Annotated in this window: 35 protein-coding genes; 19 read left to right on the forward strand and 16 right to left on the reverse strand. The window is 36.7% G+C overall.

Annotated elements, in window-relative coordinates; all coding sequences use genetic code 11:
- Positions 1 to 15 precede the first annotated feature (15 nt).
- Positions 16 to 177, forward strand: coding sequence for a hypothetical protein (locus O1A01_RS02965; RefSeq protein WP_270065525.1), 162 nt, complete (start codon positions 16 to 18; stop codon positions 175 to 177).
- A gap of 51 nt (positions 178 to 228) precedes the next feature.
- Here the strand turns inward: O1A01_RS02965 and O1A01_RS02970 are convergent, their stop codons facing one another.
- Positions 229 to 396, reverse strand: coding sequence for a hypothetical protein (locus O1A01_RS02970; RefSeq protein ID WP_157076722.1), 168 nt, complete (start codon positions 394 to 396; stop codon positions 229 to 231).
- Positions 397 to 784: 388 nt separating this feature from the next.
- Here O1A01_RS02970 and O1A01_RS02975 point away from each other — a divergent pair, with 388 nt between their 5' ends.
- A complete protein-coding gene (locus O1A01_RS02975; protein WP_333482923.1) occupies positions 785 to 1,219 on the forward strand; it encodes a DUF4275 family protein in 435 nt (144 codons plus the stop codon).
- A 27-nt stretch (positions 1,220 to 1,246) separates the two neighbouring features.
- Here O1A01_RS02975 and O1A01_RS02980 read toward each other — a convergent pair whose 3' ends face one another.
- Both O1A01_RS02980 and O1A01_RS02985 read right to left on the reverse strand, forming a co-directional pair.
- Complete coding sequence (locus O1A01_RS02980; RefSeq protein ID WP_270065527.1) at positions 1,247 to 1,786, reverse strand: class F sortase; 540 nt, start codon at positions 1,784 to 1,786, stop codon at positions 1,247 to 1,249.
- Entirely contained in the window at positions 1,779 to 2,579 is an 801-nt protein-coding gene (locus O1A01_RS02985; protein WP_270065528.1) for a DUF4397 domain-containing protein, read from the reverse strand. Before O1A01_RS02985 ends, O1A01_RS02980 begins: the two co-directional genes overlap by 8 nt.
- A 139-nt stretch (positions 2,580 to 2,718) precedes the next feature.
- Here O1A01_RS02985 and O1A01_RS02990 point away from each other — a divergent pair, with 139 nt between their 5' ends.
- Entirely contained in the window at positions 2,719 to 3,150 is a 432-nt protein-coding gene (locus O1A01_RS02990; RefSeq protein WP_270065529.1) for a DUF1801 domain-containing protein, read from the forward strand.
- Positions 3,151 to 3,164: 14 nt separating this feature from the next.
- Here the strand turns inward: O1A01_RS02990 and O1A01_RS02995 are convergent, their stop codons facing one another.
- From O1A01_RS02995 to O1A01_RS03005, 3 genes are all read right to left on the reverse strand, one after another.
- Positions 3,165 to 4,028 (reverse strand): metal-dependent hydrolase, encoded by an 864-nt coding sequence (locus O1A01_RS02995; RefSeq protein ID WP_270065530.1) that lies wholly within the window; start codon positions 4,026 to 4,028, stop codon positions 3,165 to 3,167.
- A 103-nt stretch (positions 4,029 to 4,131) separates the two neighbouring features.
- Positions 4,132 to 4,284, reverse strand: coding sequence for a hypothetical protein (locus tag O1A01_RS03000; RefSeq protein ID WP_270065531.1), 153 nt, complete (start codon positions 4,282 to 4,284; stop codon positions 4,132 to 4,134).
- 157 nt (positions 4,285 to 4,441) lie between these two features.
- On the reverse strand, positions 4,442 to 4,669 hold the full coding sequence (locus O1A01_RS03005; RefSeq protein ID WP_066421646.1) for a DUF1128 domain-containing protein: 228 nt from the start codon (positions 4,667 to 4,669) through the stop codon (positions 4,442 to 4,444).
- Positions 4,670 to 4,802: 133 nt separating this feature from the next.
- On the opposite strand from O1A01_RS03005, the gene O1A01_RS03010 reads away from it, so the two are divergent.
- From O1A01_RS03010 to O1A01_RS03035, 6 genes are all read left to right on the forward strand, one after another.
- Positions 4,803 to 5,273 carry a low molecular weight protein-tyrosine-phosphatase gene (locus O1A01_RS03010; protein ID WP_066421649.1) on the forward strand — a complete coding sequence of 157 codons (471 nt, stop codon included), beginning with the start codon at positions 4,803 to 4,805 and terminating at the stop codon, positions 5,271 to 5,273.
- A gap of 15 nt (positions 5,274 to 5,288) precedes the next feature.
- Complete coding sequence (locus O1A01_RS03015; RefSeq protein WP_066421651.1) at positions 5,289 to 5,627, forward strand: YtxH domain-containing protein; 339 nt, start codon at positions 5,289 to 5,291, stop codon at positions 5,625 to 5,627.
- Positions 5,628 to 5,880: 253 nt separating this feature from the next.
- Entirely contained in the window at positions 5,881 to 6,714 is an 834-nt protein-coding gene (locus O1A01_RS03020; protein ID WP_066421275.1) for a YihY/virulence factor BrkB family protein, read from the forward strand.
- Positions 6,715 to 7,062: 348 nt separating this feature from the next.
- Positions 7,063 to 7,611 (forward strand): papain-like cysteine protease family protein, encoded by a 549-nt coding sequence (locus tag O1A01_RS03025; RefSeq protein WP_270065532.1) that lies wholly within the window; start codon positions 7,063 to 7,065, stop codon positions 7,609 to 7,611.
- Positions 7,612 to 7,625: 14 nt separating this feature from the next.
- Positions 7,626 to 8,408 carry a hypothetical protein gene (locus O1A01_RS03030; RefSeq protein WP_270065533.1) on the forward strand — a complete coding sequence of 261 codons (783 nt, stop codon included), beginning with the start codon at positions 7,626 to 7,628 and terminating at the stop codon, positions 8,406 to 8,408.
- Between the two features lie 185 nt (positions 8,409 to 8,593).
- A complete protein-coding gene (locus O1A01_RS03035) occupies positions 8,594 to 8,971 on the forward strand; it encodes an SET domain-containing protein (RefSeq protein ID WP_066421281.1) in 378 nt (125 codons plus the stop codon).
- Between the two features lie 114 nt (positions 8,972 to 9,085).
- Here the strand turns inward: O1A01_RS03035 and O1A01_RS03040 are convergent, their stop codons facing one another.
- Both O1A01_RS03040 and O1A01_RS03045 read right to left on the reverse strand, forming a co-directional pair.
- Entirely contained in the window at positions 9,086 to 11,008 is a 1,923-nt protein-coding gene (locus tag O1A01_RS03040; RefSeq protein WP_443081795.1) for a heavy metal translocating P-type ATPase, read from the reverse strand.
- Positions 11,009 to 11,320: 312 nt separating this feature from the next.
- On the reverse strand, positions 11,321 to 12,484 hold the full coding sequence (locus tag O1A01_RS03045; RefSeq protein ID WP_270065534.1) for an MFS transporter: 1,164 nt from the start codon (positions 12,482 to 12,484) through the stop codon (positions 11,321 to 11,323).
- A gap of 212 nt (positions 12,485 to 12,696) precedes the next feature.
- Between O1A01_RS03045 and O1A01_RS03050 the strand changes: the two genes are divergently transcribed.
- The 5 genes from O1A01_RS03050 to O1A01_RS03070 all read left to right on the forward strand — a co-directional run bounded on the left by O1A01_RS03050 (position 12,697) and on the right by O1A01_RS03070 (position 16,254).
- A complete protein-coding gene (locus tag O1A01_RS03050; protein WP_066421286.1) occupies positions 12,697 to 13,080 on the forward strand; it encodes an OsmC family protein in 384 nt (127 codons plus the stop codon).
- 323 nt (positions 13,081 to 13,403) lie between these two features.
- On the forward strand, positions 13,404 to 14,009 hold the full coding sequence (locus O1A01_RS03055) for a YczE/YyaS/YitT family protein (protein ID WP_066421287.1): 606 nt from the start codon (positions 13,404 to 13,406) through the stop codon (positions 14,007 to 14,009).
- Between the two features lie 126 nt (positions 14,010 to 14,135).
- Positions 14,136 to 14,402, forward strand: a complete 267-nt coding sequence (locus O1A01_RS03060) for a hypothetical protein (RefSeq protein WP_066421288.1) — start codon at positions 14,136 to 14,138, stop codon at positions 14,400 to 14,402.
- Positions 14,402 to 14,602 carry a hypothetical protein gene (locus tag O1A01_RS03065; RefSeq protein ID WP_235858325.1) on the forward strand — a complete coding sequence of 67 codons (201 nt, stop codon included), beginning with the start codon at positions 14,402 to 14,404 and terminating at the stop codon, positions 14,600 to 14,602. The genes O1A01_RS03060 and O1A01_RS03065 overlap by 1 nt, the downstream gene beginning before the upstream one ends.
- 872 nt (positions 14,603 to 15,474) lie before the next feature.
- On the forward strand, positions 15,475 to 16,254 hold the full coding sequence (locus O1A01_RS03070) for a YfkD famly protein (RefSeq protein ID WP_084380296.1): 780 nt from the start codon (positions 15,475 to 15,477) through the stop codon (positions 16,252 to 16,254).
- Positions 16,255 to 16,301: 47 nt separating this feature from the next.
- On the opposite strand, the gene yfkAB is transcribed toward O1A01_RS03070, so the two are convergent.
- Positions 16,302 to 17,429, reverse strand: a complete 1,128-nt coding sequence (yfkAB, locus tag O1A01_RS03075; protein ID WP_270065535.1) for a radical SAM/CxCxxxxC motif protein YfkAB — start codon at positions 17,427 to 17,429, stop codon at positions 16,302 to 16,304.
- Between the two features lie 142 nt (positions 17,430 to 17,571).
- On the opposite strand from yfkAB, the gene O1A01_RS03080 reads away from it, so the two are divergent.
- From O1A01_RS03080 to O1A01_RS03090, 3 genes are all read left to right on the forward strand, one after another.
- Positions 17,572 to 17,754 (forward strand): SE1561 family protein, encoded by a 183-nt coding sequence (locus O1A01_RS03080; RefSeq protein ID WP_066413942.1) that lies wholly within the window; start codon positions 17,572 to 17,574, stop codon positions 17,752 to 17,754.
- Between the two features lie 143 nt (positions 17,755 to 17,897).
- On the forward strand, positions 17,898 to 18,044 hold the full coding sequence (locus O1A01_RS03085) for a hypothetical protein (RefSeq protein ID WP_270065536.1): 147 nt from the start codon (positions 17,898 to 17,900) through the stop codon (positions 18,042 to 18,044).
- Positions 18,045 to 18,292: 248 nt separating this feature from the next.
- On the forward strand, positions 18,293 to 19,828 hold the full coding sequence (locus O1A01_RS03090) for a fumarate hydratase (RefSeq protein WP_270065537.1): 1,536 nt from the start codon (positions 18,293 to 18,295) through the stop codon (positions 19,826 to 19,828).
- 54 nt (positions 19,829 to 19,882) lie between these two features.
- Here the strand turns inward: O1A01_RS03090 and O1A01_RS25395 are convergent, their stop codons facing one another.
- The 3 genes from O1A01_RS25395 to O1A01_RS03100 form a co-directional block, all read right to left on the reverse strand.
- A complete protein-coding gene (locus tag O1A01_RS25395; protein ID WP_443081807.1) occupies positions 19,883 to 19,954 on the reverse strand; it encodes a hypothetical protein in 72 nt (23 codons plus the stop codon).
- 20 nt (positions 19,955 to 19,974) lie between these two features.
- The gene (locus O1A01_RS03095; protein ID WP_270065538.1) at positions 19,975 to 20,274 is read right to left on the reverse strand and encodes a hypothetical protein; all 300 of its coding nucleotides are present in this window, start codon (positions 20,272 to 20,274) and stop codon (positions 19,975 to 19,977) included.
- A 143-nt stretch (positions 20,275 to 20,417) separates the two neighbouring features.
- Complete coding sequence (locus tag O1A01_RS03100) at positions 20,418 to 20,693, reverse strand: hypothetical protein (protein WP_066413930.1); 276 nt, start codon at positions 20,691 to 20,693, stop codon at positions 20,418 to 20,420.
- Between the two features lie 163 nt (positions 20,694 to 20,856).
- On the opposite strand from O1A01_RS03100, the gene O1A01_RS03105 reads away from it, so the two are divergent.
- Positions 20,857 to 22,290 carry a DDE-type integrase/transposase/recombinase gene (locus tag O1A01_RS03105; protein ID WP_270064909.1) on the forward strand — a complete coding sequence of 478 codons (1,434 nt, stop codon included), beginning with the start codon at positions 20,857 to 20,859 and terminating at the stop codon, positions 22,288 to 22,290.
- Between the two features lie 385 nt (positions 22,291 to 22,675).
- Here the strand turns inward: O1A01_RS03105 and O1A01_RS03110 are convergent, their stop codons facing one another.
- Positions 22,676 to 23,287 carry a class I SAM-dependent methyltransferase gene (locus O1A01_RS03110; RefSeq protein WP_270065539.1) on the reverse strand — a complete coding sequence of 204 codons (612 nt, stop codon included), beginning with the start codon at positions 23,285 to 23,287 and terminating at the stop codon, positions 22,676 to 22,678.
- A 199-nt stretch (positions 23,288 to 23,486) separates the two neighbouring features.
- On the opposite strand from O1A01_RS03110, the gene O1A01_RS03115 reads away from it, so the two are divergent.
- Positions 23,487 to 24,344 (forward strand): manganese catalase family protein, encoded by an 858-nt coding sequence (locus tag O1A01_RS03115; protein ID WP_066413926.1) that lies wholly within the window; start codon positions 23,487 to 23,489, stop codon positions 24,342 to 24,344.
- 100 nt (positions 24,345 to 24,444) lie between these two features.
- Here the strand turns inward: O1A01_RS03115 and O1A01_RS03120 are convergent, their stop codons facing one another.
- The 3 genes from O1A01_RS03120 to O1A01_RS03130 form a co-directional block, all read right to left on the reverse strand.
- Entirely contained in the window at positions 24,445 to 24,999 is a 555-nt protein-coding gene (locus O1A01_RS03120; protein WP_066413922.1) for a GNAT family N-acetyltransferase, read from the reverse strand.
- Positions 25,000 to 25,077: 78 nt separating this feature from the next.
- On the reverse strand, positions 25,078 to 25,260 hold the full coding sequence (locus O1A01_RS03125; protein WP_066413919.1) for a hypothetical protein: 183 nt from the start codon (positions 25,258 to 25,260) through the stop codon (positions 25,078 to 25,080).
- Between the two features lie 118 nt (positions 25,261 to 25,378).
- A complete protein-coding gene (locus tag O1A01_RS03130) occupies positions 25,379 to 25,579 on the reverse strand; it encodes a DUF4083 family protein (protein ID WP_066413916.1) in 201 nt (66 codons plus the stop codon).
- Positions 25,580 to 25,681: the final 102 nt, after the last annotated feature.

A 25,681-nucleotide genomic window follows, 5' to 3' on the forward strand; every position in this document is an offset into this window, starting at 1 on the left:
AATTGAGGCGATTAGATGGAAAATAAAGAAGAGCAAGTAAAGAAGCCATTAGCCAAATGTTTAGATGTTCGAAAAATTGCGGAGAAATATAGTAAAAAAGGGTTTAAAGTAGAAGTATGTAAACCACGGATTAGTTTAATAAAAGAATTACAGCTAGACTTACAAATTTCATTATAAAGAAGCTACAAACATAAACATAAAAAAACGGCCATCACATTTGGCCGTTTTTTATTTTGATATTAATTGATCCATTTGTACTTTTTGATATAGATGAATAATTTGGTCATCATCTAGTGGTAACAAATCTTCTTCTAAATGAAATCCGTAATCTACTAAAGTTTGTTCTACACTTTCTCGTTCATAGTCTGTCAAAAAATATTTTCTAGAAATTATCATCTTATCTCACCGCCATCTTTCCTTAATGATTAGTAGTATTATTATTATTTTTCCATTTTCATAGATTTATATACATAAAAGATAAGAAATGAGTCTTCTTAACTAGATTTATTGCGAAATATCCAACTCTATTATAATACGTAAACCTATTCATTAAGTTACAAATTATTAAAAAAATTTTGTAAACGGTTTTACGTTGTATTTTATGTAAAAAGATTAGGAGGTGTGACGGGTTCTCGCATGGTAACAGTTACCTTTATCGTGTCAAACAAACGTTTGATTGAGAACAATTTGTTCCCTATGCTATAGGGATTTATTCTAGCAGATTTCATGGCGCGTGTTAAAATATTTTTATAGCAAGAATCTTACAATGAGGGAGAAAAAACAATTGAGTAAGAGTACGATAAAATTTTATGAAATTCCTAAATGGGGACGTTATTTACGCGGTAAATGGGAAGCATCATTCGCTAGTCATTTATCAACGGTTGAAAAAGAAGCAATCTATTTTAAATCTTTTTTATGGCATTTATGTAGCTGGGAGAAAGTAGATTGTTATGAAAAACACGACGCAATCAAGATGTTTGAGAAACAGGAAAAAATGAAGTGTACGATATTTTATGAACATACGGAAGAGGCTTATCTCATTGATAACGCTAAAAACTTATCTGTTAAAGATTTACCCCATGACCAATTTCACATGTATTATGGGGACATGTACGTAATGGATTGGAATGGTCAGTGGACGTTTATAATGACGCACGAAAGTGAATGTGGACCATATTTTATTAATGCATCTCGGAAAAGTAAAAAACGCTCAAAATAAATCCGAGCGTTTTCACTGTTTTTAATTCTATTGCCGCGCCTCAATCTTATAAACAAACTCTGTAAAAACGACTAGTCGTTCCATATGTGTTCTTATTTTGCGATTCCATGTTCCTGTGCAAGTGACTAAATTGAGTCTTCTTTTATTAGTTGGCCCAAACACTTGCTGCAGTGGTGCATCTTGATAAGGAAATGTTTCTTTTTTGATCACAACGAAAACTAGCTTATGCCCGTTTTCATCTATAATGGAAACAAAATCTCCTTGCTGAAGCTTTTTTAAGTTGTAAAAAATAGCAGGACCAACATAACCGTCCACATGGCCAGCTAAAACAGCATTACCAGGCTCACCAGGGGAAACGCCATCAGCAAACCAAGCTACTTCCTCTGTTTGATCGGTAATATTCATAACCCCGTTTTCATTTAAATGAGAAGGGTAAATAGATGCCGCAACATCAATAGCTGGAATCACGATTTGTACAGGCTTTGCTTCTTTAAACGAATGAACTTCAGCAGAAACTACATTACCGTACAACAAAATTAGAACAAATAAAAAGAATGACTTACGCATTTTTCTTTCTTCTAAATAACGTAAACAATGACCAGATAAGCATGCCACCAAGTCCGATTAAAAGAGGTAGAACATTTGGTGCAGGTTGTTCCGTTCCTCCAAGTCCCGTCTTCGGTAGGCTACCTGGTAGCATCGTGTAATCAACTAAAACGATCGGCTCTAAATCATCTTCTGTATTAAATGCATACACCGTATAAATATTATTTTGCTTAAATTCTACGTTAGCTAAATCAACATTGCTATTTTCTCCACGAAGTTGAATTCCGTATTCCCCTGCATCGAGAATTTCATAATCAGTAATATCCCCAAAGGAAACATCGCTAAATAGAATCGCGTCATTCATAATAGCGAAATCAGCGGTTGGTGTGTCAGGAGATAGGTGTCCAATACGTACCATCGTTTGACCTAGTGGTACATCCATTGCATTTTCTACTAATTTCACATCGATGTTTTCAATTCTATTGGCCACTATTAGTGTGTAAACTTCGTTAGCTCGAATGGAAAGTGTCGTATCTGCAAGTGCATCGTTCTCACCTTTCGTACCTGTTTCATAAATTTCTACTGTGTAATTACCTTCATTCACATTTATGTACTCAGAAGCATCTTTAAAATGAATTCCTTCTGCAATTAGTTCTCCATCTAAATAAATATCAACAGCAGGAGCATCTGGCACAGCGTGAAGAGCTCGAATCATAGAAGTGCCGTCCGTTGCTTCTCCGTGCGCAGATGGGATGTAGAGTGCAAATAATAGTAGTGGCACCAACGTGAAAAAAGCAAACAGTTTTCTTTTCATATATAAACCTCCTTCAAAATCTACCATTAACATTTGTAAAATATTTGAAGAGTATTCATAATGGAGGGTAATATTTCATAATAAGAAGGAAATCTCACGTTCATATAGAAAGGTTAGAAAAGAAGAATGGAGGGAAATCATGTACGAGTTAAAAACGAAGGAAACAGATTCAAGTGTAATTGAATTTATCGAAAGTGTAGAAAATGTGAAAAAGCGCGAGGATGCATACAAACTATTGGACATCTTTACAGAAACGTCTGGCTATGAAGCGAAAATGTGGGGAGCGTCCATTATTGGATTTGGCTCTTATCATTATAAATATAATTCAGGTCATGAAGGAGATGCACCGCTCGTTGGCTTTTCACCGCGGAAAGCGAATTTTAGTCTTTATTTTGCACCAGGAGACACAGAGCGAGAAGAGCTTCTAAAAAACTTTGGTAAGCATAAAGCAGGGAAGGCTTGTGTGTATGTTAATAAAGTGAACGACATCGATGTAGATGTATTAAAGGCGTTAATTACACAGTCAATACAATTTTTAAGAAAAACATATCCTCCAAAAAACGAAAAGTAGCTTAGAAGTTTAAGCTACTTTTCCATATACTCGAATAAAAAGGATTGTCCATTCCGATAAAAGCGAGGGTCATATATACCAAGTCGCTCGTCATCATCAACAATAACGACAAATGGCGACCATTCATACAACGTTCTTGCTTCTGGAACTTCGGAGAAAAGCGTATTTAAATCAGCCTCTTCTTCTGACTGTAAAGAGTACTGTAAAGTTGGATCTGTAAATAAACTAACATCTTTAATTACGACGGTATCATCTTGCTTACCAATTAAAGAATAATGCCAAGGTAAAAAGCTTGCGGACAGAGCAATTTGATCATAATCGTCTTTATATTTTTGATAAAGAGCAAAGCCTTGTGCTGATTGAACCGTAACGTGTAGAATAATGAGCACCCAAACGAGACGATATAGTTGATGACGATTGTACTTCCAATATCGTCTAGAGAAAAAACTAACCCCAATAATGAACCAAATAACTAAATCTACAATTGGAATCGTTCCAAACGTAATTCGGATACTGGAAAAAGGTTCTAAATAGCCTGTCCCCCAAGCATTAAATAAATCACTCGTATTATGTATAAACACAGCAAGGAGGGAAACATAAAAGAAACGCCAATCTTTTCTTTTTAAGTAAATCATGCTTAATAAAAAGAATAGAAGTGCCCATACCGGTACTAAAAAGAGCGAGTGAGTTATGCCACGATGCCATAATTGATACATTCCTTCTGTATCCCAAAGCTGCGAAATTACATCAATATCAGGGATTTGACTCGCGGCAATGGCGGTGACGAACATAGCTCGTTTAGTTTTTATATCATCTTGTCTTTTATCGACAGAACCGTATATAGTTAATCCGAATAATGTATGTGTAATGGTATCCATCTTTCAACTCCTTCTAGCACTGTTTGCTTTATTATACTGAAAAAGGAAGGATGAAAGAAAGCGATACAAACTGGAAAGAAAAAAACAACCAGAAGCGGTTGTTTTATTGCTTATCATTATCATCTTCTGGAGGTAATGGGTCAATTTCAACAGACTCTTTTCCGTTTAACCCTAAATATAAAGTGCCGTAAAATAAACCAACGCCAATAGCAAGAATTAACATGAATCCAAAAAATGCAACGTATCCTCCTATCAAAATAAACCCTCCCTTTGTCGTGAGTAAAGCGTGAACTCTATACTGTGAAGTTTCACTGTATAACCAATTTATGTGACAAAGAAGGAAAACATGATAGATTTTAAAAGCATAAAAAAAGCACCATCGCTAGGAAGCAGATGGGCCAACACGTTACAATCTATTTATTTGCTCTTAAATTACCTAGTTCTTCCACAAGTGCTTGCATTTCGTTAGGACTAAAGGAATCTTTTTTCATTACTAATTCATAAATTTCTTTTAGCTCTTCGTACATTTCACCATCAAAATGAGAAGGTTTAATGGCACCTAAATTTAATACTTTTAGTTTTTGTTTAATTTCTTCTATCATGTACTCTACATTTTCAATAGACTTTTCAGAAAGATTCACAATATCATCCTTTCGTGTATATACGTACTATTTATACTATCAGAATTTAGTCAGTAATCAAGAAAACATCGAGAGAAAGTTTTCATAATTGTATATAATGGGAATAGAAAATGAAAAGGGAGAATGTGAAAAGATGGTACGAGTATTATTTGTGTGTTTAGGGAATATTTGTAGATCGCCAATGGCAGAAGCTATTTTTAGATCTCTTATAAAAGAAGAAGGATTAGCTGGAAAAATAGAAGTAGATTCTGCCGGAACAGGGAACTGGCATGTTGGGAAACCACCGCATGAAGGAACACAATCGATATTAACGAAAAATAACATTAGCTTTGAAGGAATGAAAGCACGCCAAGTTCAAACGGAAGATGTAACTGCTTTTGATTACGTAATTGCGATGGACGCAGAAAATTTAGGAAACCTTCGTAAATTGGCTGGTTACACGAAAACAGGTTTTATCGGAAGACTGCTCGATTTTGTTCCGGAAAGTGAAATACTAGATGTACCAGATCCATATTATACAGGTAATTTTGAGGAAACTTACGAGTTAGTGGGAAAAGGATGTCGGAATCTACTACAAAAAATAAAAGAAGAAAAGCAACTTTAAGGGAGAGAAACATAAATGAGTAATCGGAACAAACTATTAGAAGGTATGTTAATTGGAGCAGTAGTCGGAGCAGCAATCTCACTATTAGACCGCGAAACGAGAGAAACGGTTATACATAATTCCAAAAGATATGGGCAAAAAATGAAATATGTTATTCAACATCCAGACGAAGTCACTCAGTCAGTTCGAGACAAATTTCACAACATTAAAGAAGCAGTTGAAGACGTTTCAGACGACCTTGAATATTTAAAAGGAAAAATGGACGAACTAAAAGAAACTACTCCAAAAATCGTTGAAATCGTAAAAGACACAAGCGAAGTCATCTCCAAACGAGTAGACAAAATGGATAAGTAAGGTATATGACCTAATTAGAGTTTGAGTGGTCGTAGAGGTTTAAGCATTAAAGTTTGAAACCATGAGTGGATCGGAGCGGAGGGAACTTGACTCCTGACTCCCTCCCCGCGGCGACGCACAGGACGTGCTAGTGTCGGACCGTGCGACAGGACGTCGCGCTACGGTCGACCAAGCAAGTTCCCGTAGCGAAGAGGAACGGACTAGCTATATACTCAATATTAAGGTAGAAAATAAAACGAAAGGAGACAAAACGATGAACATTTTTTCTTTCGCAAAAACGATCCTCTTTCGTTTAGACACAGACGAAGCATTAGGAAGAGCGGCAGAACTATCTTACTTTTTCATCCTATCCCTGTTTCCTTTCTTAATCTTTTTACTAACATTAATCGCCTACCTTCCAATTTCTCAAGCAGACGTATTAAACGTCATCCGCCAATACGCACCAGGGGACACAATGCGAATCATTGAAGTCAACTTAGGACAAATCATGAATGAACAACGAGGCGGACTATTATCGTTCGGTTTAATCGGAGCAATTTGGGCTGCCTCAAACGGCATAAACGCCATCGTACGTTCATTTAATCGTGCATACGATGTTGACGAAGGCCGCCCCTTCCTTATCGCAAGAGGAATGGCAGTACTATTAACTTTTGCCATGGTGTTCATTATTATCGTTGCCTTGTTACTTCCGGTTTTCGGGAAAGAGATCGGTTTGTTTATTTTCTCTCATTTCGGCTTATCGCAGGAATTTTTAACGTTTTGGGAAGCCACTCGTCTAGTAGTGAGCGCGATTATTCTTTTCTTTGTCTTTATCGCACTGTATTTCGTTGCACCTAATGTGAAGCTACAACTTCGCCATGTGCTAGTAGGAGCTTTGTTTACGACGATAGGCTGGATGGCAGTTTCTTACCTTTTTGGATACTATGTTAGCAATTTTGGTAATTATTCCGCCATGTACGGTGGACTCGGTGGAATAATCGTCCTACTTATTTGGTTTTACATTTCAGGCTTGCTCATTATTATAGGTGGAGAAATTAATGCTCTATTGTTAAAAATTCATCATGAAAGAATTATTAGAAAGTCGTGAAGAAATTACCTGTCAATTTTACATGACATGAGGGAACGATATAAGAGAAAGACCACAACATGTTAAATGGAGGTTTTTTTCATGGCAAAGCATACGAAAAAAGACGGCGGTACGAAACAAAATAAAAACCAAAAACCAAAAAATAAAACGTCCGGAAGTGCTAACGGCCAAAACGGATATCATTAAATAGTGAAAAACGCGTTGTAGAGCTTTACGCCTCTATGACGCGTTTTTTTGTTGCTAATTGTAAGGGTGTGAATATTCGTATTATTCCCAAAAGAATGTTGACTTCGCTTACATATTACGGAAAAATTTTATATAAGTGGAAATGAAATGGAGGGAATGTATGTGAAGAAAAAAATAATCATCTTTGTAACCTTTCTACTTATCGTTACGACAATAGAAGTAAAAGCCAATATCTCTTCTAAGTTTTTAGCTGTACCGAATGTTAAACAGGAACAATCACTTTGGTGCTGGTCAGCTTCAGGTGTATCGATATTAGGGTATAAAGGAAAAAACATCAATCAGTCTAGTTTTGCTCGAACTGTAAAAGGGTCAACAGCGAACCAATCAGCAACAGACAGAGAAGTGAGGTCAGGGTTATTAAATTGGGGTGTTAGTAGTTCACAATCTACTAGTGCGATCAGCTTTAACGAAGTTGTCAACCAAGTAAACAATAATCGTCCCATTTATGCGGGGCTATCATGGTACAGCTCCGGAAATCGAACGGGTGGGCATGCCGTTGTCATAAGAGGATACGTAACAGAATCAGGAACTAATTATGTTTCCTACATGGATCCAGCTAATGGAACTAGATATTCAATGGCGTACAACGATTTTCGTGGCGGAACATCGAAATCAAGACATTGGGATGGTACTTTATATAACGTTAGATAGGAGGGGAGGATATTTTGATGAAATGGATAGGTAGTATATTAGTTATTTTATTGTCGCTTAGTTTACATGTTGCGAAAGCTTCCGACCAATCCGAAGAACTACTAGAAGCGGCAAATGAAGGGCTAGAAACGTTTAAGCGCGTCGTTGCCCATGAGTATGCTGGCTACGGATACGAAAGCGTTCAACAGCTAAACGAGGCAAAAATAGCTTTTGGAGTAGAAATTTTTCAATTAGATTTTGATGTGCTAGAAAGTAAAAAATATAAAAAAATAAGAGAAGCTACAATTGCGACGGACGAGTGGGAGTTTTTCGTTACTTCTAGTAATGATGTGTCTTCTATACTAAGGGTAGCGAAAGATGCTAATAACGGTAACTATAGTGCCGTTTCGTTTGGAGGCGACGCAAAAAATCTTATAAGCATGATCCATTCAGTAGAAAAGTCAACCTCGATAATAGATCCTCTACTAATCGTAATCGGAAATAAATATTACATACTTTACGAAACTGTGAATGGAAAAGAGTATATGATGAAGGTTCCAGAACCGTCTGAATTTACGACGTATAGTGATGTAGATGCTAAAGATTTCGGTGAGAAGCTACTAGAAAATGTGAAAAAATTAAAGCCGGGTGAGCGTGGGGGAATTGATGGCGGAATTTTTCCAATTGAGACGGCTCAATCGAAAGAAGCATCTCCTATAATATCGGCAGAAAAAGGTTTAGTATCGATTACACTAATAGCTATTGTAATGACGTTATTCTTTTTCGTGAGAGAAAGGTATCGCAAAAAAGAGAGTTAAAATACGCAAAAAAGTGCTAATATTTACATATAGGATAGATAGTATACTTTAATACTGTTTATCCTATTCTTTATGGTGATTTTTTGAAAGGTTACGATGGTTTAAAAGTATCATTTTAGAGTCCCATGTTAAAATTAATGTTATAGTAAGAAAGATTAATTCTTAAAAATGAGTAGGTGAACAACATGATTGAAGTAAAAACATCTTCAGTTAGTGATGGGGAATTCAATAGAGGGGTATTTGCTACACGTGATATTAAAAAAGGAGAGCTTATACATGAAGCGCCTGTACTATCTTATCCGAACGACCAGCATCAACATATCGAGAAAACAAATCTCGCTGATTACGCTTTTGAGTATGGGGAAAACCATTCAGCAATCCTTCTAGGATATGGAATGTTATTTAACCATTCTTATGAACCTAATGCAAATTATGAAATTAATTTTAGAAATCATACATTTGAATTCTATGCATTCACAAATATTAAAAAGGGCGATGAGATTCTAATCAATTATAATGGCGATGTCGATGACAAAGATCCGTTATGGTTTAATCAGGACTAAACGATCGTTAGTTGAATAAGAAAGGACGGGGTTGTTCTAAGAGTCAGTAAAGACTGACTTTTAGAATAACCCCGTCCTTTAATTTATTTTTCGAGCTTTTTTGTTTTGCTTACGTTATTTTAACAGTCTTAAACCGTTTAAAATAACGAGTATCGTGCTTCCTTCGTGACCGATCACACCGAAAGGTAAGTCAATAATTTGTAAAAAGTTAGAAGCAATCAGTAACATAATAACGGTAATGGAGAAAATAACATTTTGTTTAATAATCCGGTTCATTCGTTTCGATAATTCAATGGCTTCCGCGATTTTATTTAGATCGTTCTTCATTAATACAACGTCCGCTGTTTCTAATGCAACATCGGTACCCTCACCCATTGCAATTCCGACGTTTGCAGTAGCAAGTGCAGGTGCGTCATTAATACCGTCACCAACCATCCCAACTGCTGCATATTTTTGTTTTAAATCTTTAATAGAACTCACTTTTTCTTCTGGTAAACATTCCGCAATATAGTTAGTAATGGCTGCTTCTTTTGCAATCGCACTAGCTGTTGTTTTGCTATCACCTGTTAACATAATAGCTTGAACGTTTAAGGAAGTAAGCTGTTTAATGGCTGCAGCCGTTTCTTGACGAACAATATCTTTTAATGCAAGAACACCACAAATTCCTTGATCATCTTTTGCGAATACGACTGTTTTTCCTTCTTGGGCAAATGCTGACGTATCTGCAAATTTCAGCGCTTCATCTCTACCAACAAAATCAGCTTTCCCGATTAGTATCGTTTTATTATTTATAGTTCCGACAATTCCCCAACCAGCCTTATCTTCTAGTTGGTCTGGACGTTGTAACGGTTTCGTGCTGTTTTTTTTCGCATACGCCGTAATCGCTTGTGCTAACGGATGGTTTGAATGGCTTTCAATCGAGCCAACCGTGTATAGGAAATCTTCTTTTGTCCAATCGTCCCGAACAATAACATCGGTAACTTCAGGCTTCCCTTTCGTTAACGTTCCAGTTTTATCAAAAGCAATCGCTTGTAGGTTACTTAAGTTCTCTAAGTGAACGCCACCTTTGAACAAAATACCTTTTCTAGCACCGTTAGAGATAGCTGAAAGAGTTGCTGGCATAACAGATGCAACTAAGGCACACGGTGAGGCAACAACGAGTAATATCATCGCGCGATAAAACGTTTCGTTCCAACTCCAACTTAGAAGTAGAACAGGTAAAAACATCATAAGTCCGACAACGATTAGAACGATTTTTACGTAAGGACCTTCAAAACGTTCAATAAACTGTTGAGAAGGGGATTTTTCACTTTGAGCGTTTTGGACAAGGTTAATGATTTTTTGGAAAAGAGTTTCGTTTGCTCGTTTTTTTACTTCCACTGTAATCGAACCATTTAAATTCATCGTTCCTGCATAAACAATATCTTGTTCTTTTTTACTTAGTGGCATCGACTCTCCAGTAATAGCAGCTTCATCAATGTTTGAAGTTCCTTGAAGGATCGCGCCATCAGCTGGAATTCTCTCACCAGGCTTTACTAAAATCGTATCGCCAATTTGTAATTCAGAGATGTGAACTTTTTCTTCACGACCACCAACAATACGCAATGCTTCTTCAGGTTGAATGTCCATTAGCGCAGATATTTCACGATTGCTTCGGTTCATCGTGTACGTTTCTAGTGCACCACTTAATGCAAAAATGAAAATGAGGATAGCTCCTTCCATCCAATACCCGATAATAGCAGCACCAATCGCCGCAAAGATCATCAACATTTCAACATTCAATTCTTTTTCTGCAATTGTATCTTCAATGCCTTCCTTCGCTTTGAAGAAGCCACCAATAACATAAGCTAAAATAAATATAGGTACGGAAACGGCTGTAAGCTCAACGTTCATTAATAACCAACCAACTAAAATAAGTACACCTGAAATAATGGCAAATAGTAATTCAATATGTTGTTTCCCTTTTTCTATTAAGCTAACTTTTTCTTCATTGTTCATCGCAATAGGTGTAGTCATTTGCTTCGTTTCAGCATTCATCCTTTTCCACGCTCCTTAGTATAAGATTAATAGATTGTATTTTACAGTGATGCTCTTATTTATAATAATTATAATATAGTAATTATTATAAATTAAGTCAAGGGAAAAAGCTAGTTATTTTTTATTTTATAAAAACCCAACGACCTACCTCCGCTTTTCTTCTTGCTAATGATTATCAACGTCACTTCCCCTATAAAACGACGAAAGCTGCCATCGGGTTACGATAGCAGCATTATAGCTTTTCTTTTTTAGATTATTTAATTTTTTAGTTACCTTTATTATAAACAACAACAGCTCGTTATGTCACTACTTTTAAGCCGTTTTCCCAACTAAAGATTTTTTTCCTTTTGTGATGAGAAGTATAGTGATGACTAAAAATAACGTACTAATAATGGTAAAGAAACTAATTCCTTCAAACAGTTGAATGAACAATCCACCGAGAATAGGACCTAGTAAGCTTCCAAAACTGAAAAAGATCCCACACATTAAATTTCCGGTTGGTAATAAGTTTTTAGGCATAAGATCGGTCATGTATGCTATCCCTAATGAAAAAGTCGAGCCAACAAACATACCGGCTAGAAAGATAGTAATGGCAAGACCGAAAAAGTAGCCTTCTAAAAATCCCGCTGTTGTAAAGGTGATAAATCCTAAAAGGAATACAGCGACAAGAATGTTTTTCCGTCCCCATTTATCACTTAACATCCCGAGTGGCAGCTGAAAAACAATTCCTCCAATTGCAAAGGCAGCTAATATAATGGAAACATTGCTTACTTCGAACCCTATTCGGAGCGCATAAACTGGAAAACTACCATTCAATGAAGCTTCTAAAAACCCATACGTGAGCGGGGGAAGAAACGCGATCCATCCATATTTCCATGCTAGTTTAAACCTTTTCAACGTATGGAAAAACGAGTTCATCTCAATATCTTGTTCTGGATAATCGTTGTGCAGGAAGAATACAAACGCCCAACCGATTAAACAAAGAACAGACGAGACGATAAACGGTAATGCCTCATTAATTTGTACTAAAGGAGTCATTAACGGCCCAGCAGCAAATCCTATTCCGAAGAAAAGCCCATAAAGAGAGATGTTTCTACCACGGCGATGTTCGGGTGAAAAAGCAGTAATCCAAGTTTGCGTTGCGAAATGGAGGGCGTGATCACCGATTCCAATTAATAGTCGTAACACGAACCAAAACCAAAACGTTTTCCAGAGTGGAAACATCGCAAGAGAAAGAAATACGAGCAAGCCACCAATAATAATGACTGGTTTATAACCGTACTTCCGTAAAGGTTGTTCCATAAAAGGAGAAGCGAGAAGTACTCCAATATATAAAGCAGTTGCATTTACTCCGTTTAAAAAGGAAGATACGCCTGCATTTTCAAAAATAATCGCAATAAGTGGCAGTAGCATCCCTTGACTAAAACCGGATATTGCAACAATACTAACTAAAATCCAAAACCGAAACCGATTCATAAAACCCTCCTACATATACGAAATTGCCTGTTGTCGACAATTGTAGAATTATGCTGTTAATTAAGATATAATATTATCTTTACACCATAATAGATGTTAACTGTAAAATGTAGACAAAACAAGAGTTTTTCATCAATTAGTTCAAGCTAGAAAGAAGTAACTAAAAAGTAATTGTAATATAATTGAATGAAGAGAGAATAGGAGGGATAATGATGGAATTTAAAATGAAAGACGGAGGATTCTTGGCTGATTTACCTTATGGGGAACTTCACGTATCAGGTGATGAGCAGTTCGGCTTTCGACCATACCAGTTAATGGTTTCATCCATTGCAGTATGTAGCGGAGGGGTCTTGCGAAAAATACTTCAAAAAAAGCGTCTAACCGTAAAAGATATGCATATACATACAAAGGTGGAACGAAACGAGCAGGAGGCAAATCGACTTGAAAAAATCCACTTGCACTATATTATTAAAGGTGAGAATTTGCCTGAAAAACATGTAGAGCAAGCAATGGAACTTGCTCGAAAAAACTGTCCAATGGTCCAATCTGTTATCAATAGCATCGAAGTAACGGAATCATTTGAAATAGTAGAATAAATTAAGTTTCAAAAAAAAGAAAAGACTCCGCGGGGGGAAGCCGCTAGAGTCTTCAAGAACATAGGACAATGTGAAAAATTAAATTTCTTAAGTATTACACTGAAGGATAGTAGGAACTTAACTTTTAAAAGGTTAACTGATGTTCGGAGTAATGCTACCTCCTTTCAAGGTTGTAGTTACTCTATATCCCTCCCTCACTTTAAGTATACTATACTATATAGTTGGACAGTTGTAAATATTCTGATAAATTTAAAGTTTTTTTCATAAATGAGATATTTTTTGTTTACAATAGTAGGACAAGGTATAACAAGAAGGAGATACACATGTTAAAAAGAGCTGTTTTTTACTTAATAGGATTACTCATTTTATCGTTTGGCGTTAGTTTAACGATTGTGTCAGATTTAGGTGCAGGAGCGTGGGACGCGTTAAACGTTGGTCTCTCAATTAGAATCGGCCTAACGGTTGGTAGTTGGGTATTTATCGTAGGTATTATTTTAATTGTAGTTAATGCTTTCTTAAGAAAACATAAACCTGATTATTTAGCAGTCATTACGATCTTTTTAGTCGGATCGTTTATTGATTTTTGGCTATATATGTTGTCCAACTTAGAACCAACGGGCTTCCTATTCAAATTGCTCGTTTTACTTGCCGGTATGACGTTACTGAGCCTTGGAATTGCAACGTATTTACAGGCGAAATTCCCAGTTATCCCAATCGATAACTTAATGTTGGCACTACAAGACCGACTTGGATTTAAGCTAATGACAGCAAAAATGACAGGCGAATTAATTGCACTAGTACTTGCTTTAATCTTCGGCGGCCCAATTGGATTAGGGACTATTATCGTTACGTTTGGAGTAGGACCAATCATTCAATTGTTCTTTCCGACAATGGAAAAACTATATGGGAAATGGATGCACGAGGGGTGAGGATCTCTCGTGTTTTATTTTTGCATATTAAGCAGTGAAACAGAGCGCTTTGGGGATAATCTGTAGTATATTACATGAAATCAATATGTTATTATAATAGAAAGAATTATAATGGTGGTGATTTTTATGGGGAAAATACATTCTTCCGAAGAACTGATGAATCATATTGCTAATATGAATAGTGAAAATTCTGTATTTCAGTTTTCTATTCCAGGTAAAGGGAAATTTACTCTTGTCCTACAAGAAGAAGATAAAAAAACCATAAAGGTTGAATCAGAAGAAAATCCTGAACTCGAGCTTATGTTAAAGGAGAGTATGGAACAGTACGAAAATGGGCGTGGTATGACTACGACAGAGTTATTAAAATCACTTACTAAAAAGGATTTTATGTAATGATTGGTCGAAATATTATTTGGTCCCCTGCTGTTAAGGAAAAACTAACTTCGTTTAGAAGTGAAAGGTTTACACCAGAAGAAACGCTTGATTTTATTTCTCAGTTTATCTTAGAAACCGAAGAACTACTGCAAAATAATGTAATAGGTAAATTGTATACAGAAGAATATGGTAAATATAAGGTATCTCAAGAGTTGTAGTAAAGAAATTTAGAGTCTATTACAAATTGGTAGAAAAGGATGTTATTGTTTTAGCCGTCCTTTTCCCAGGTGAAAACTAATTAAATATTCCATATATGCGGCCATATTTTTATATGGTCTTTTTTGTGTTTGAGTAGGAGTAGTTGTTCAGAACGGAGGGCATGTTGAACAGAACCCTCAAGTTGTTGTACAGAAATGCTGTTGAGTTGAACAGAAAGAGAAATCGGCTGGGAGCTGTAACTCCGAACAAGAAGTAGTTGTCCAGAATGGAGCGCATGTTGAACAGAATTCCCAAGTTGTTGAACAGAAATCATGTTGAGTTGAACAGAAAGTGAAATGGGCTGGGAGATGTAACTTCAAATTAGAAGCAGTTGTCCAGAACGGAGCGGATGTTGACCAGAACCGCCAAGTTGTTGGACAGAAATACTGTTGAGTTGAACAGAAAGTGAAATCGGTTGGGTAATGTATCTCCAAATTTGGAGCAGTTGTCTAGAACGGATCGGATGTTGAACAGAAGCCTCAAGTTGTTGAACAGAAATCCAGTTGAGTTGAACAGAAAGTGAAATGGGCTGGGAGATGTAACTTCAAATTTGAAGCAGTTGTCCAGAACGGAGCGGATGTTGAATAGAAAACCCAGGTTGTTGAACAGAACCCCAGTTGAGTTAAACAGAAAGTGAAATTTATCTAGAAAAAGAAAGTCTAACCCCAAGAGTAGTTTTGCAAAATACACTAGACTACTTTCCTCCAACTAATTTTTTATGCCGAACGTGGATAATATTCCTTCTATTCGAAAAAAATAAAAGCAAACAAAATAAAAAGGCTAGTGAAAGGAGTTTAGCAACGTGAGACTCTTCAAAGTAATGCTCGTTTTTATGTTAATGTTTATTATCGCTCCATCAGCTCATTCGGCAGAGAAAGGGCAAGAAGATAAGCAGCAAGGAAAAGTTCAAATACCAAGCTCCGTGCTCGATATTTCAAAAGAAAATACGTACCCAAACCCAACGGAGGATATTCCGTATTTACAGCCTAGTGAATTAACACAAGAACTAATTGATTCTTCTAACGTGAAAATTGAAAATCCACAGCTCATTAAAATGTTAAACGAATCAAATATTTCTCCTTCGCCTGTAGCGTTAGGGTACAGAGCAACCATTTATTTAGGACAATGGCCGCTCTATTACGATTCGGCAGAGACGAACGTAAACTGGGAATACCAAAAAATCAACACGAACTACATTGATAATCGCGGTGGAAAAGCACCGGTTCAAATGAAATATCGTCAAGAAGCACAAAAGCATATTAAAGGCGGTTTAACCTCTAAAGTCGCAAGCGATGGCGAAGTGAAACAAATGATGATGTTAAAAGCGATGGAAAAAACGAAGTTACCATTATCCTTCAGCACAATTATTGGAGCAGGCACGAAAAAAGACCAGGTGTATAACGTTCCCGTTAATAAACTTGGCTATTTATATGCGTATTCTCCAGCTGTAAATGAAAAAGGAAAAGTAACATATGGGGAAGTCTATTTAGAGCTAAAAGGTAGTAAAAAAGCAATTGTTGTGAAAAATGTAACTTCTCAAGGAATTGGTGCATGGATTCCTATCCAAGATCACGCATCATTCATTTTTGCTGCAAGCGACCGACCTAGATAAGAAAAAAGAGTCTTCCAACCCAGAATAAAGGTTGAGAGACTCTGTTTTTATTTTGATAAAACTGCGCTCTTTGTAGAAAAATCAACGTTTGGATAATACGCATTTTTTACTAATATATTCGGTCCTAAACATTGAACAGCTGGACAATGACAGCTTAACTGTTTAGCGATATTACTTTCGTTCCATTTGTTATAAGCTTCAGGAAGAGAAGTAGTTCGGATATTTCCAAGCGCTGGTGTATCACCAAAGTCAGTGACGATAATATCCCCGTTAAAAATGTTCACGTTAAGTCGAGAGCGACCGTCTGGGTCATTACGAACCGTCACATTTTTCGCTGCGTACAGTTTTTTCAAAAGAGCTAAATCTTCCTCGTTAGAGCTACAAGCATAAAACGGCAACGTACCGAAAAGCATCCACACATTTTCGTCGCGAATGTCTAATAAACGATGGATAGCGTCGCGCATTTCTTCTAATGAAAGTACTTCCAAGTTGCTTGCGAAATCACTAGGGTACATAGGGTGCACCTCATGACGCTGACAATTCATTTCTTCCACAATTTGTTTATGAATGTTTTCGATATGAGGTAATGTTCGCTTATTCAACATCGTTTCGGCGGAAACAATAACTCCAGCTTTTGTTAATGCTTTCGAGTTATCAATCATTCTTTGGAAGTATTTCGCCCGCTGTTCATAGGAAGGTTTTCTCTCCATCATCGCGAAACCACCTTCGACGAAATCATCGATAGTTCCCCAGTTATGAGAAATATGCAAAACGTCAAGGTAAGGAACGATTAGTTCGTAACGAGCAAGATCTAACGTTAAATTTGAGTTTATTTGAGTGCGAACCCCTCTTTCATGGGCATACTTTAACAGAGGCACGACGTAATCAGTAACGGATTTTTTAGAGAGCATCGGTTCTCCACCCGTTATACTAATAGAACGCAGGTGAGGAATTTCCTCTAATCGGCGTATTAACAACTCTAACGGAAGTGCATCAGGGTCTTTCGGCTGTAACGTATAACCAACTGCACAATGCTCACAACGCATGTTACAAATAGTAGTAGTCGTAAATTCAACGTTCGTTAGTGTCATTTTGCCGTATTGTTCTACATCTAAATAAGCTTCCCAAGGGTCAAAGCTTGGAGTAATAGCTTGTAAAGGTGCTTTCGTTTTCATTTATATTAAACTCCTTCTAAAACAAAATTACTCTTCATTGTATCATGAAAGTGAACGAATTAGACCGTGAATTTTACGAACACTTGCAACGAACAAACGGTTTCAGTACTATTAACTAAGAAAGAAAGGAGCGGTCAAAACAATGGGTAAGGCAACACATAACAAAGACGATCAAGTATCATACTTAAAAAATCGATTAAATATGTTCCTAGAGGTAATCGACTCAATGGATCCTGAATCAACTGAGGTAGAAGACATCGATCGATTAATTGAAATGTTAGATGACTTAGAAGTGAAGTATAATCAATTTAAAAAAGAGTGGTAAACTTAGGGACTGTCCAAAAATCAGTAGCGGCTGACTTTTTGGACTTTTTTTATTTTATTCGGTAAGGAGTAAGTATGGTGGATTAGCCTGACAATTTGATATTAATGAAGTTCAATGGTTGAAAAAGGGTGCTGGTTGACGCAATGGAAAGTCGGGTTGGCCGAAAAGCGGGGGTTGTTGGCGCGAAAGGAAGAGCAGTTGGCCGAAAAAACGATTCGGTTGGCGGAAAAGGACTTCCAGTTGGCCGGAAAATTGATTCAGTTGGCGTAAAAGGACTTCCAGTTGGCTGAAAAAGCAATTCAGTTGGCGGAAAAGGAACTCCGGTTGGCCGAAAAAGCGACTCAGTTGGCACAAAACAAACTCCAGTTGGCCGATAAAAAGACCCCAATGGAATAAAAGAGCAGGCAATCAGCACAGTAATTTGTAGACGGTTACAAATTCCTTTCCCCAATCCGTAATTAGCAGTATAATAATTATTGTACAATTATTTATATATAAAATACTCACTATATACGGGGATAGGAGAGGAATTTTTAAAATGGAAAAAATATTAGGCAGCTTGTATGAGCTAGTTGTTGAAACATCTACGAAATTACCGAAAGATGTTCGTCGTGCGATTGCAAAAGCAAAGTTGAGCGAAAGTGCTGGAACACGCGCTGCAATGTCACTAGCGACGATCACAAATAATATTAAAATGGCTGATGAAAACGTATCACCAATTTGTCAGGACACAGGTTTACCAACTTTCAAAATTAAAACACCAGTTGGCGTAAACCAATTAAAAATAAAAGACGCCATTTATAAAGCAATGGCAGAAGCAACAAAACATGGGAAACTACGTCCAAACTCGGTTGATTCTTTAACAGGAGATAACAGTGGAGATAACTTAGGACCAGGAACTCCTGTTATTAAATTCGAACAATGGGAAGAAGATTACATCGATGCTCGCCTTATTCTAAAAGGTGGCGGTTGTGAAAATAAAAACATTCAATATAGCTTACCGACTGAGCTAGAAGGACTTGGACGTGCTGGTCGTGACTTAGACGGCATTCGCAAATGTATTATGCACTCAGTTTATCAAGCACAAGGACAAGGTTGTAGTGCTGGATTCATCGGAGTTGGAATTGGTGGAGACCGTACATCTGGTTACGAGCTTGCGAAAGAGCAATTATTCCGCAGCAACGATGATACAAATCCAGTAGAAGAGCTTCGTCAATTAGAAGAGTACGTAATGGAAAATGCAAACAAACTAGGAATCGGAACAATGGGCTTCGGTGGAGAAACGACGTTACTAGGCTGTAAAGTTGGCGTCATGAACCGTATTCCAGCAAGCTTCTTCGTATCTGTTGCGTACAACTGTTGGGCATTCCGTCGCTTAGGGATGAAAATTAATCCGGAAACAGGCGAAATTATGGAATGGTTATACCAAGATGGCGACATGATTGACTTTAAAGATGAGCAAGTGGAAGAGGCTTCTGATAAGAAAGATTCACGTGAAGTAGTGTTAACTGCTCCGATAACAGAAGAACAAATTCGCGAGCTTAAAGTAGGGGACGTTGTACGCATTACAGGTAGAATGTACACTGGCCGTGACGCGATTCATAAATATTTAATGGATAACGACGCACCTGTTGATTTAAATGGTCAAATCATTTACCACTGTGGACCAGTTATGATGAAAGACGAAGATGGAAACTGGCACGTAAAAGCAGCTGGCCCAACGACAAGTATTCGTGAGGAGCCTTACCAAGGTGATATTATGAAGAAGTTCGGTATCCGTGCCGTTATCGGAAAAGGTGGTATGGGTGCGAAAACGCTAGCTGCCTTAAAAGAACACGGCGGTGTATACTTAAATGCAATCGGTGGAGCGGCACAATATTATGCAGATTGTATTAAAGGGGTAGACGGAGTAGACTTAATGAAATTCGGTATCCCGGAAGCAATGTGGCATTTAAATGTAGAAGACTTCACAGCAGTTGTGACAATGGACTCTCACGGTAATAGCTTACATGAAGATGTAGAAAAATCTTCATTAGAAAAGCTAGAGCAATTTAAAGAGCCGGTATTTAAATAAAAATTAACAAATGGAACTTCCGCGAATTTGGAGGTTCCATTTGTTTTTTGAAATTCACTTTCTTAACTCAATTTTCACCGCCTTGGCTTTACCTGGATAACTTGCTTCAATCTCTTCGCCATCCAACCAAATGTCGACCTCATTACCTACTTTAAACCCTTTAAATCATCGTAAGTTATATAAAGTAAGGAGAGGTTTCTATCCATCAACTCTTCAATTGGAATATCTTTTATTTCATCAAATTCTTTAGAAGATATACGTTCTGCAACCAATAAACCTTTCCCATCTACTTCGAGAATATACCCTGTTGTGTGAGGAGGTTTTGGGTCAAAATTTTCTATTGAACAACCCGTCATGAATGCAATAAACATCAGTAAAATCAGCCGCTTTTCTATAAAAATAAACGCTTTTATTTTACAGGCTTCATACAAATCGGTTTTCATCATTAAAAATCACGCCTCATATTGATTATCTTACATAATTCTATTCGCATTCACTTTTTTTCTTCGTTTCACTAACATGCCCCGTAAGTTGAACAGTAAAAAATGTTAATCTATTAGGTAAATTTAGTTGGAACCAAAAAATTTACTTAACCTTGCTTTTCGATAGTTTTATAATATTCGATTCCTAAAATAACTAGACCTATAAGTGTAAAAATCACTCCTAATATGAATGGAAATCCTAAGAACAATGACTGTACAACTTCATTTCCAAATTGTTTCGCTCCAAAGATTGCATGCCATAACTTTGATTTACCAGACCATGCCGTAATATGAATTGCATATATAGTTCCACATAAAATAATTGTTAATGTGGTTAATAATCCACCTAACATTATAAATCCGCCAATTACGGTTCTTTTCATAAATTTACGCCCCCTATTTTAACCGTATTGTCAAAACTTTATATAGAAATAGGTTATTAAATCCTATATTAGAGGGCTTTATAAGCAAAAAAATTGCCACCCCCTGATTTCTGTAGATAATTGAGGTTACCACACACCCAATTCCAGAAAAGGAAGTGACAATTTGTACCCACAAATTATAACCTATTTATTAACTTTTATAAACTATCAAGAACAAATTATTCGAACTTTGCTCACTCTATTGATTGGAAAAAGCATGTTCGATAAACCAAAAGAAGCTCCTGTTAATCAGCCTTATCGAAAGCTTCAAATTGATGATTTACCTATCATTGAAAAACCTAAAATGCTCAATTATCAACTTTTATTAGCGGAACACCTTCATTCCAAAGGGAAACCGTTAAAACCAGTACAGCGTCGATCGAATTCTACACCTGTACCGTCTACATTATGTTGTCCGAAGTGTGGTGCTCCTTCTGCGTATCTGTACGCAAACAACGGAGGAAAAGGACAATATCAATGTAAGGTGTGTGCGTGTGTTTTCAATAAAAAGAGTCGTTATCAGAAAGAGGCCATCCTTAAGTGTCCTCACTGTCTTAAAACGCTAGAAAAAATTAAAGAACGAAAAGATTTTCACGTGTTTAAGTGTAAAAATGATCGTTGTTCTTATTATCAAAAGAACTTGAATGCCATGACTAAAAAAGAGAAAAAACAGTTTAAAGAAGATCCACAATCGCTGAAAGTTCGCTACATTTACCGGAAGTTCCACATCGACTATCAACCGTTATCCAAACAATCACCAAAGCAGCCAAAAGTCGATTTATCAAGATTGTATGTTTCACCGCATACACTTGGGCTCATCTTGACGTACCATGTCAATTACGGATTATCGGCCCGTAAAACGGCAGCGATCATGAAGGATATTCACGGCGTGTCTGTCTCCCATCAAAGTATCCTAAACTACGAAAACAGCGTCGCATTATGGCTCAAGCCTTATATTGACTACTTTCCGTATGAGCTGTCGGATCAATTCTGTGGGGATGAAACGTACATCCGGGTCAACGGTCGTTGGCATTATCTGTTTTTCTTTTTTGATGCGGTCAAGAAAGTCATTCTTTCGTATCCAGTGTCACCAAATCGCGACACCGCAACAGCAATACGAGCGATTGATGAAGTACTAGTGAAGCTGAAAGAAATACCCGAAAACCTACAATTTGTAGTAGATGGTAACCCTATTTACTTGTTGGCACAGCATTTCTTCGCAGAAAACCACATATCGTTTGACGTAAAACAGGTCATCGGGCTAACAAATGAAGATGATGTCTCCAGAGAGTATCGACCTCTCAAGCAAATCATCGAGAGACTAAATCGCACGTTTAAAGGAAATTATCGATCGACACACGGCTTTGGTTCTGAACAAGGTTCTGTTTCTTTTGTGACATTGTTTGTGGCTTACTTTAACTTCTTGCGCCCACATTCTTCACTTGAAGGTAAAGTGCCAGTAACAATTCCAGAATTAGAAAAGCTACCAACCATGCCAGCGAGATGGACAGCCCTTATTGGATTAGCCCAGGACTGGATTCAACAACAGTCAGCCTAACTTTTGTTTAGCTGAGCCCTATTCAGCTATCGGCGAAGCGAACTCTTGACAAACCGAACTTACCAATGGTTTAAAATGGAAAGAGTCAAGGGTTTATTTAGCATGCCTTCTTTTGTTCCCTTCGCCCTTGATTGACCTCCGAATAAACCATTGGTGTGTTTGTCAAGAGCGATAGCGAGCAATTCCACCTAATAAATGGTAGGTAGTATGAACCGTGCTAGTTTTTCATAGAACTTTTGACACTACCATTTTAACTCTTCTCCCAGTTAGTACAATAACTTCCACAAAAAAAGCATTTCTCCTTCTTGAAGAAACGCTCTCTGTTATTTCAACACTAACTCCTTTACTCGTTCGCTGTGTTGTTTTTAACCGTAAATTTTATTCTTTATCGATTTCCCTTTTTTGCATCAAGAATAAACATAGATGCATCTTGTCCCATGAATAGGTTATTTCCAGTATAAAAAGTTTTGAATTGAATGTCCCTATACCCGATTTTAGTCATCTTGTCTGCTAACTCTTCTAGATTAAATCCGTAATGAACAATATCTGAAACAACTTTTTCATTTTTATTAAAATCCACTATTAGTAGATGTCCACCTTCATTCAGAACATCAAACAGTCTTGATAAAACAAATTCAACATCAGGAATATGAAGTAAAACCTGAGCCATAAATATATAGTCAGCTTGTAAATCAGTCGGTCTTTCCTTTTCAATATCAAAGCATAGTGTATCTGCATTATGAATATTAAAATCAGCTATTTTTTGTTCTATTTCATTGATCATATTTTGTGACGAATCAAGAAAAAGTACAGAATGAAACTCGTTTAACAAACTCATTCCGACAAGCCCAGTTCCACACCCAAAATCGATTGCAGATTTACTTTTAGCGTCAACTAAATGATTGCGGATGGCATCTGAGCATACATTTGCAATTTCGATTCTTTCAGGTGTGTCATATTTATTAGCTATCATTTCAAACTTATCTGTATTTCCCATTATAAACTCTCCAATCAGCTTAATTAACAGACATAAACATAAAAACGTCATTTTTCAGCATACCAGTCTGTATATGACAATTCAACAAACCTGTCCTGTTGAATCAAGATATAACGTTTACCTATATCTTCATGAAATATTAACCCTTCCTTTTTGGCAATATAAATAAGAATTAATTGAAAGGTGGATGGTAGATAATATGTATTTTTATAAAGAAGATTTAATTAATATGATTGTGCCTGATAAACCAGATCCTCATGCGGCAAAAGTTCTTCAGGAAGCACTTGGAGGGCAATTTGGTGAAATGAGAACTTTGATGCAATTCTCATTCCAAAGTGCAAATTTCAGGGGGAAAGCGAAACAATATCGTGACCTAATCCGAGGAATATTTCTAGAAGAACTTAGTCATGTAGAGCTCGTTCAAACGACAATTAACCAACTTTTAAACGAATCGGGAGGGGATATGCCAGGAAACCAGGCATCTGATGCGGCTCCATTAGATGATGTTATACAGTCTGGCGCAAACCCTCACCATTATATTATGGGAGCTAAAGCTTCACTGCCGGTTGATGCAGGTGGCAATCCATGGAATGGTTCATGGGTATATGACCATGGAAACCTTGTGGCAAATTTACTTAATAATGTTGTGCTAGAGTCGACCGGTGTTCTTCAGAAGTCGAGAATTTACGAGATGAGCAGCAATAAAACGCTAAGGGAAACAATCGCTTTCTTAATTGTACGTGATAATGCCCATCAAAATGCATTTGCTAAAGCATTAGAAACATTAGGTGTCGATTGGGGAAAGCTATTTCCGATTCCCAACTATGATTTAAACAAATATCCAGAATGTCGTAAATATGTAGAAATGGGCTTCCATAATGCCCAATTCAACTTCCGCCTAGATGATACGAGAATTGGTGAAATCTTTCAGGGGACAACTCCAAGCAGAAATGGCGGAGAGTTGGCAGTCATTGATCCACCACAAGGCTATCCAGTTCCGGAAATGCCAGATATGCCAAATGAGCATGCCCCAGGTCTTTTTGATCTTAATAATTGAGGGGTTAATAAACGAATACTACGCCCTTTGCTTTAGGGCGTTTTTCATTTTTGGAATTAGTGTTGCTTATTGTACTAAAGCATACGTTTTTCAATAAAAATTATTTTGAATTTATATAGTAAATTAAGTTATCAGTCCATTCATCAAATTCATAGATAAAACCTTTTCTTATACATTCAAATTGCATTCCAACACTTTCGGCTAATTTTATCGAAGGAGTATTATCGAGATTAATGTGTGCTTCTATACGGTGAAAGTTTAGCTTATTAAAAGCAAGAATTATTGCTGCTTTTACAGCTTCCTTTCCAAAACCTTGTCTCCAAAATTGGTTATGAATTGTATAACCTAATCTTGCCCATTGAAAATCATCCCTCATAATTGTAGAGAAATCTATTGCACCTAAATGAGCATTATCTTCTATTCGAAATATACCAAATACATATACTTTGTCATCCAAAGCCATCTGTTGCTGGTTATTTAACAATTCTCCAAACCATTCTTTAGTGCAAATGCTCATATCTATTTTACCGTCATCATATTTGTGCTGTGAAGGCAATCTATTATTAAATTGGGTTAACCAATTTGAAAAATCTCCTTTGATATATGGCCTTATTATTAATCTATCTGTCACTATATTATAGTTAAAATTACACAAACAAACACCTCATCATAATTTTTAGGATTTTGCTTAAACTAACCTGTCTCGTTGGTACAATAACTGAAGAGGAAAATTTCATTTTAATTTTTTAGTTCTTGTTAAAATTTCAGAAACACCGATTGCAATACTTGCATTAAGCATTGCGAGTACAGAGAAAATTATAGCTGTTCCATCATATCCAGTAAAAAAATTCATTACGAAAAAAATAAAACTAAAGAAAAATACTACAATACCAAAGAGATATAAGAATCTATCCATTATGACCAACACCCAATCTTAAACAAATTTTTAATTTTATGCTTCAAAAACAGCCATTGAAGCATTTCTAAAGTAAATTTTTCACCAAGAGAAAGCTTTGCTTCTTCTTAAAGAAAACTCAATCCTTCTTTTCCAACAAGGACACAATTTTCTCGTTCTGTTCAATTAGCTTATCAAGTTTTTTAGCAATCGCATTGGAATTATTAGCTCGTATGGAAGAATTTATTAGTATCCTCCGTATAAACATTGAAAAAGATATGACAAATAATAAAATAAGTGCAAATACAATAATAAAAAAATAGGCAGTCGTATGTCCCATCTTCAAAACCCTCCATTCCATTTGTGTTTATAGGTAAACCAAAGTGAGAAACTAATAAAATTTGACGGTGCTGCCAGTAAAAAAACTTACCTTCTCCGACTA

The sequence above is a fragment of the Sutcliffiella sp. NC1 genome (assembly GCF_027594365.1).
GTDB lineage: Bacteria > Bacillota > Bacilli > Bacillales > Bacillaceae_I > Sutcliffiella > Sutcliffiella cohnii.

Coding starts and splice junctions, on each gene's coding strand:
- O1A01_RS02965 (WP_270065525.1), top strand. CDS start 16: ATGGAAAATAAAGAAGAGCAAGTAAAGAAGCCATTAGCCAAATGTTTA.
- O1A01_RS02970 (WP_157076722.1), bottom strand. CDS start 396: ATGATAATTTCTAGAAAATATTTTTTGACAGACTATGAACGAGAAAGT.
- O1A01_RS02980 (WP_270065527.1), bottom strand. CDS start 1,786: ATGCGTAAGTCATTCTTTTTATTTGTTCTAATTTTGTTGTACGGTAAT.
- O1A01_RS02985 (WP_270065528.1), bottom strand. CDS start 2,579: ATGAAAAGAAAACTGTTTGCTTTTTTCACGTTGGTGCCACTACTATTA.
- O1A01_RS02990 (WP_270065529.1), top strand. CDS start 2,719: ATGTACGAGTTAAAAACGAAGGAAACAGATTCAAGTGTAATTGAATTT.
- O1A01_RS02995 (WP_270065530.1), bottom strand. CDS start 4,028: ATGGATACCATTACACATACATTATTCGGATTAACTATATACGGTTCT.
- O1A01_RS03010 (WP_066421649.1), top strand. CDS start 4,803: ATGGTACGAGTATTATTTGTGTGTTTAGGGAATATTTGTAGATCGCCA.
- O1A01_RS03015 (WP_066421651.1), top strand. CDS start 5,289: ATGAGTAATCGGAACAAACTATTAGAAGGTATGTTAATTGGAGCAGTA.
- O1A01_RS03020 (WP_066421275.1), top strand. CDS start 5,881: ATGAACATTTTTTCTTTCGCAAAAACGATCCTCTTTCGTTTAGACACA.
- O1A01_RS03035 (WP_066421281.1), top strand. CDS start 8,594: ATGATTGAAGTAAAAACATCTTCAGTTAGTGATGGGGAATTCAATAGA.
- O1A01_RS03040 (WP_443081795.1), bottom strand. CDS start 11,008: ATGAATGCTGAAACGAAGCAAATGACTACACCTATTGCGATGAACAAT.
- O1A01_RS03045 (WP_270065534.1), bottom strand. CDS start 12,484: ATGAATCGGTTTCGGTTTTGGATTTTAGTTAGTATTGTTGCAATATCC.
- O1A01_RS03050 (WP_066421286.1), top strand. CDS start 12,697: ATGGAATTTAAAATGAAAGACGGAGGATTCTTGGCTGATTTACCTTAT.
- O1A01_RS03055 (WP_066421287.1), top strand. CDS start 13,404: ATGTTAAAAAGAGCTGTTTTTTACTTAATAGGATTACTCATTTTATCG.
- O1A01_RS03060 (WP_066421288.1), top strand. CDS start 14,136: ATGGGGAAAATACATTCTTCCGAAGAACTGATGAATCATATTGCTAAT.
- O1A01_RS03065 (WP_235858325.1), top strand. CDS start 14,402: ATGATTGGTCGAAATATTATTTGGTCCCCTGCTGTTAAGGAAAAACTA.
- O1A01_RS03070 (WP_084380296.1), top strand. CDS start 15,475: ATGTTAATGTTTATTATCGCTCCATCAGCTCATTCGGCAGAGAAAGGG.
- yfkAB (WP_270065535.1), bottom strand. CDS start 17,429: ATGAAAACGAAAGCACCTTTACAAGCTATTACTCCAAGCTTTGACCCT.
- O1A01_RS03080 (WP_066413942.1), top strand. CDS start 17,572: ATGGGTAAGGCAACACATAACAAAGACGATCAAGTATCATACTTAAAA.
- O1A01_RS03085 (WP_270065536.1), top strand. CDS start 17,898: ATGGAAAGTCGGGTTGGCCGAAAAGCGGGGGTTGTTGGCGCGAAAGGA.
- O1A01_RS03090 (WP_270065537.1), top strand. CDS start 18,293: ATGGAAAAAATATTAGGCAGCTTGTATGAGCTAGTTGTTGAAACATCT.
- O1A01_RS03095 (WP_270065538.1), bottom strand. CDS start 20,274: ATGATGAAAACCGATTTGTATGAAGCCTGTAAAATAAAAGCGTTTATT.
- O1A01_RS03100 (WP_066413930.1), bottom strand. CDS start 20,693: ATGAAAAGAACCGTAATTGGCGGATTTATAATGTTAGGTGGATTATTA.
- O1A01_RS03110 (WP_270065539.1), bottom strand. CDS start 23,287: ATGGGAAATACAGATAAGTTTGAAATGATAGCTAATAAATATGACACA.
- O1A01_RS03115 (WP_066413926.1), top strand. CDS start 23,487: ATGTATTTTTATAAAGAAGATTTAATTAATATGATTGTGCCTGATAAA.
- O1A01_RS03125 (WP_066413919.1), bottom strand. CDS start 25,260: ATGGATAGATTCTTATATCTCTTTGGTATTGTAGTATTTTTCTTTAGT.
- O1A01_RS03130 (WP_066413916.1), bottom strand. CDS start 25,579: ATGGGACATACGACTGCCTATTTTTTTATTATTGTATTTGCACTTATT.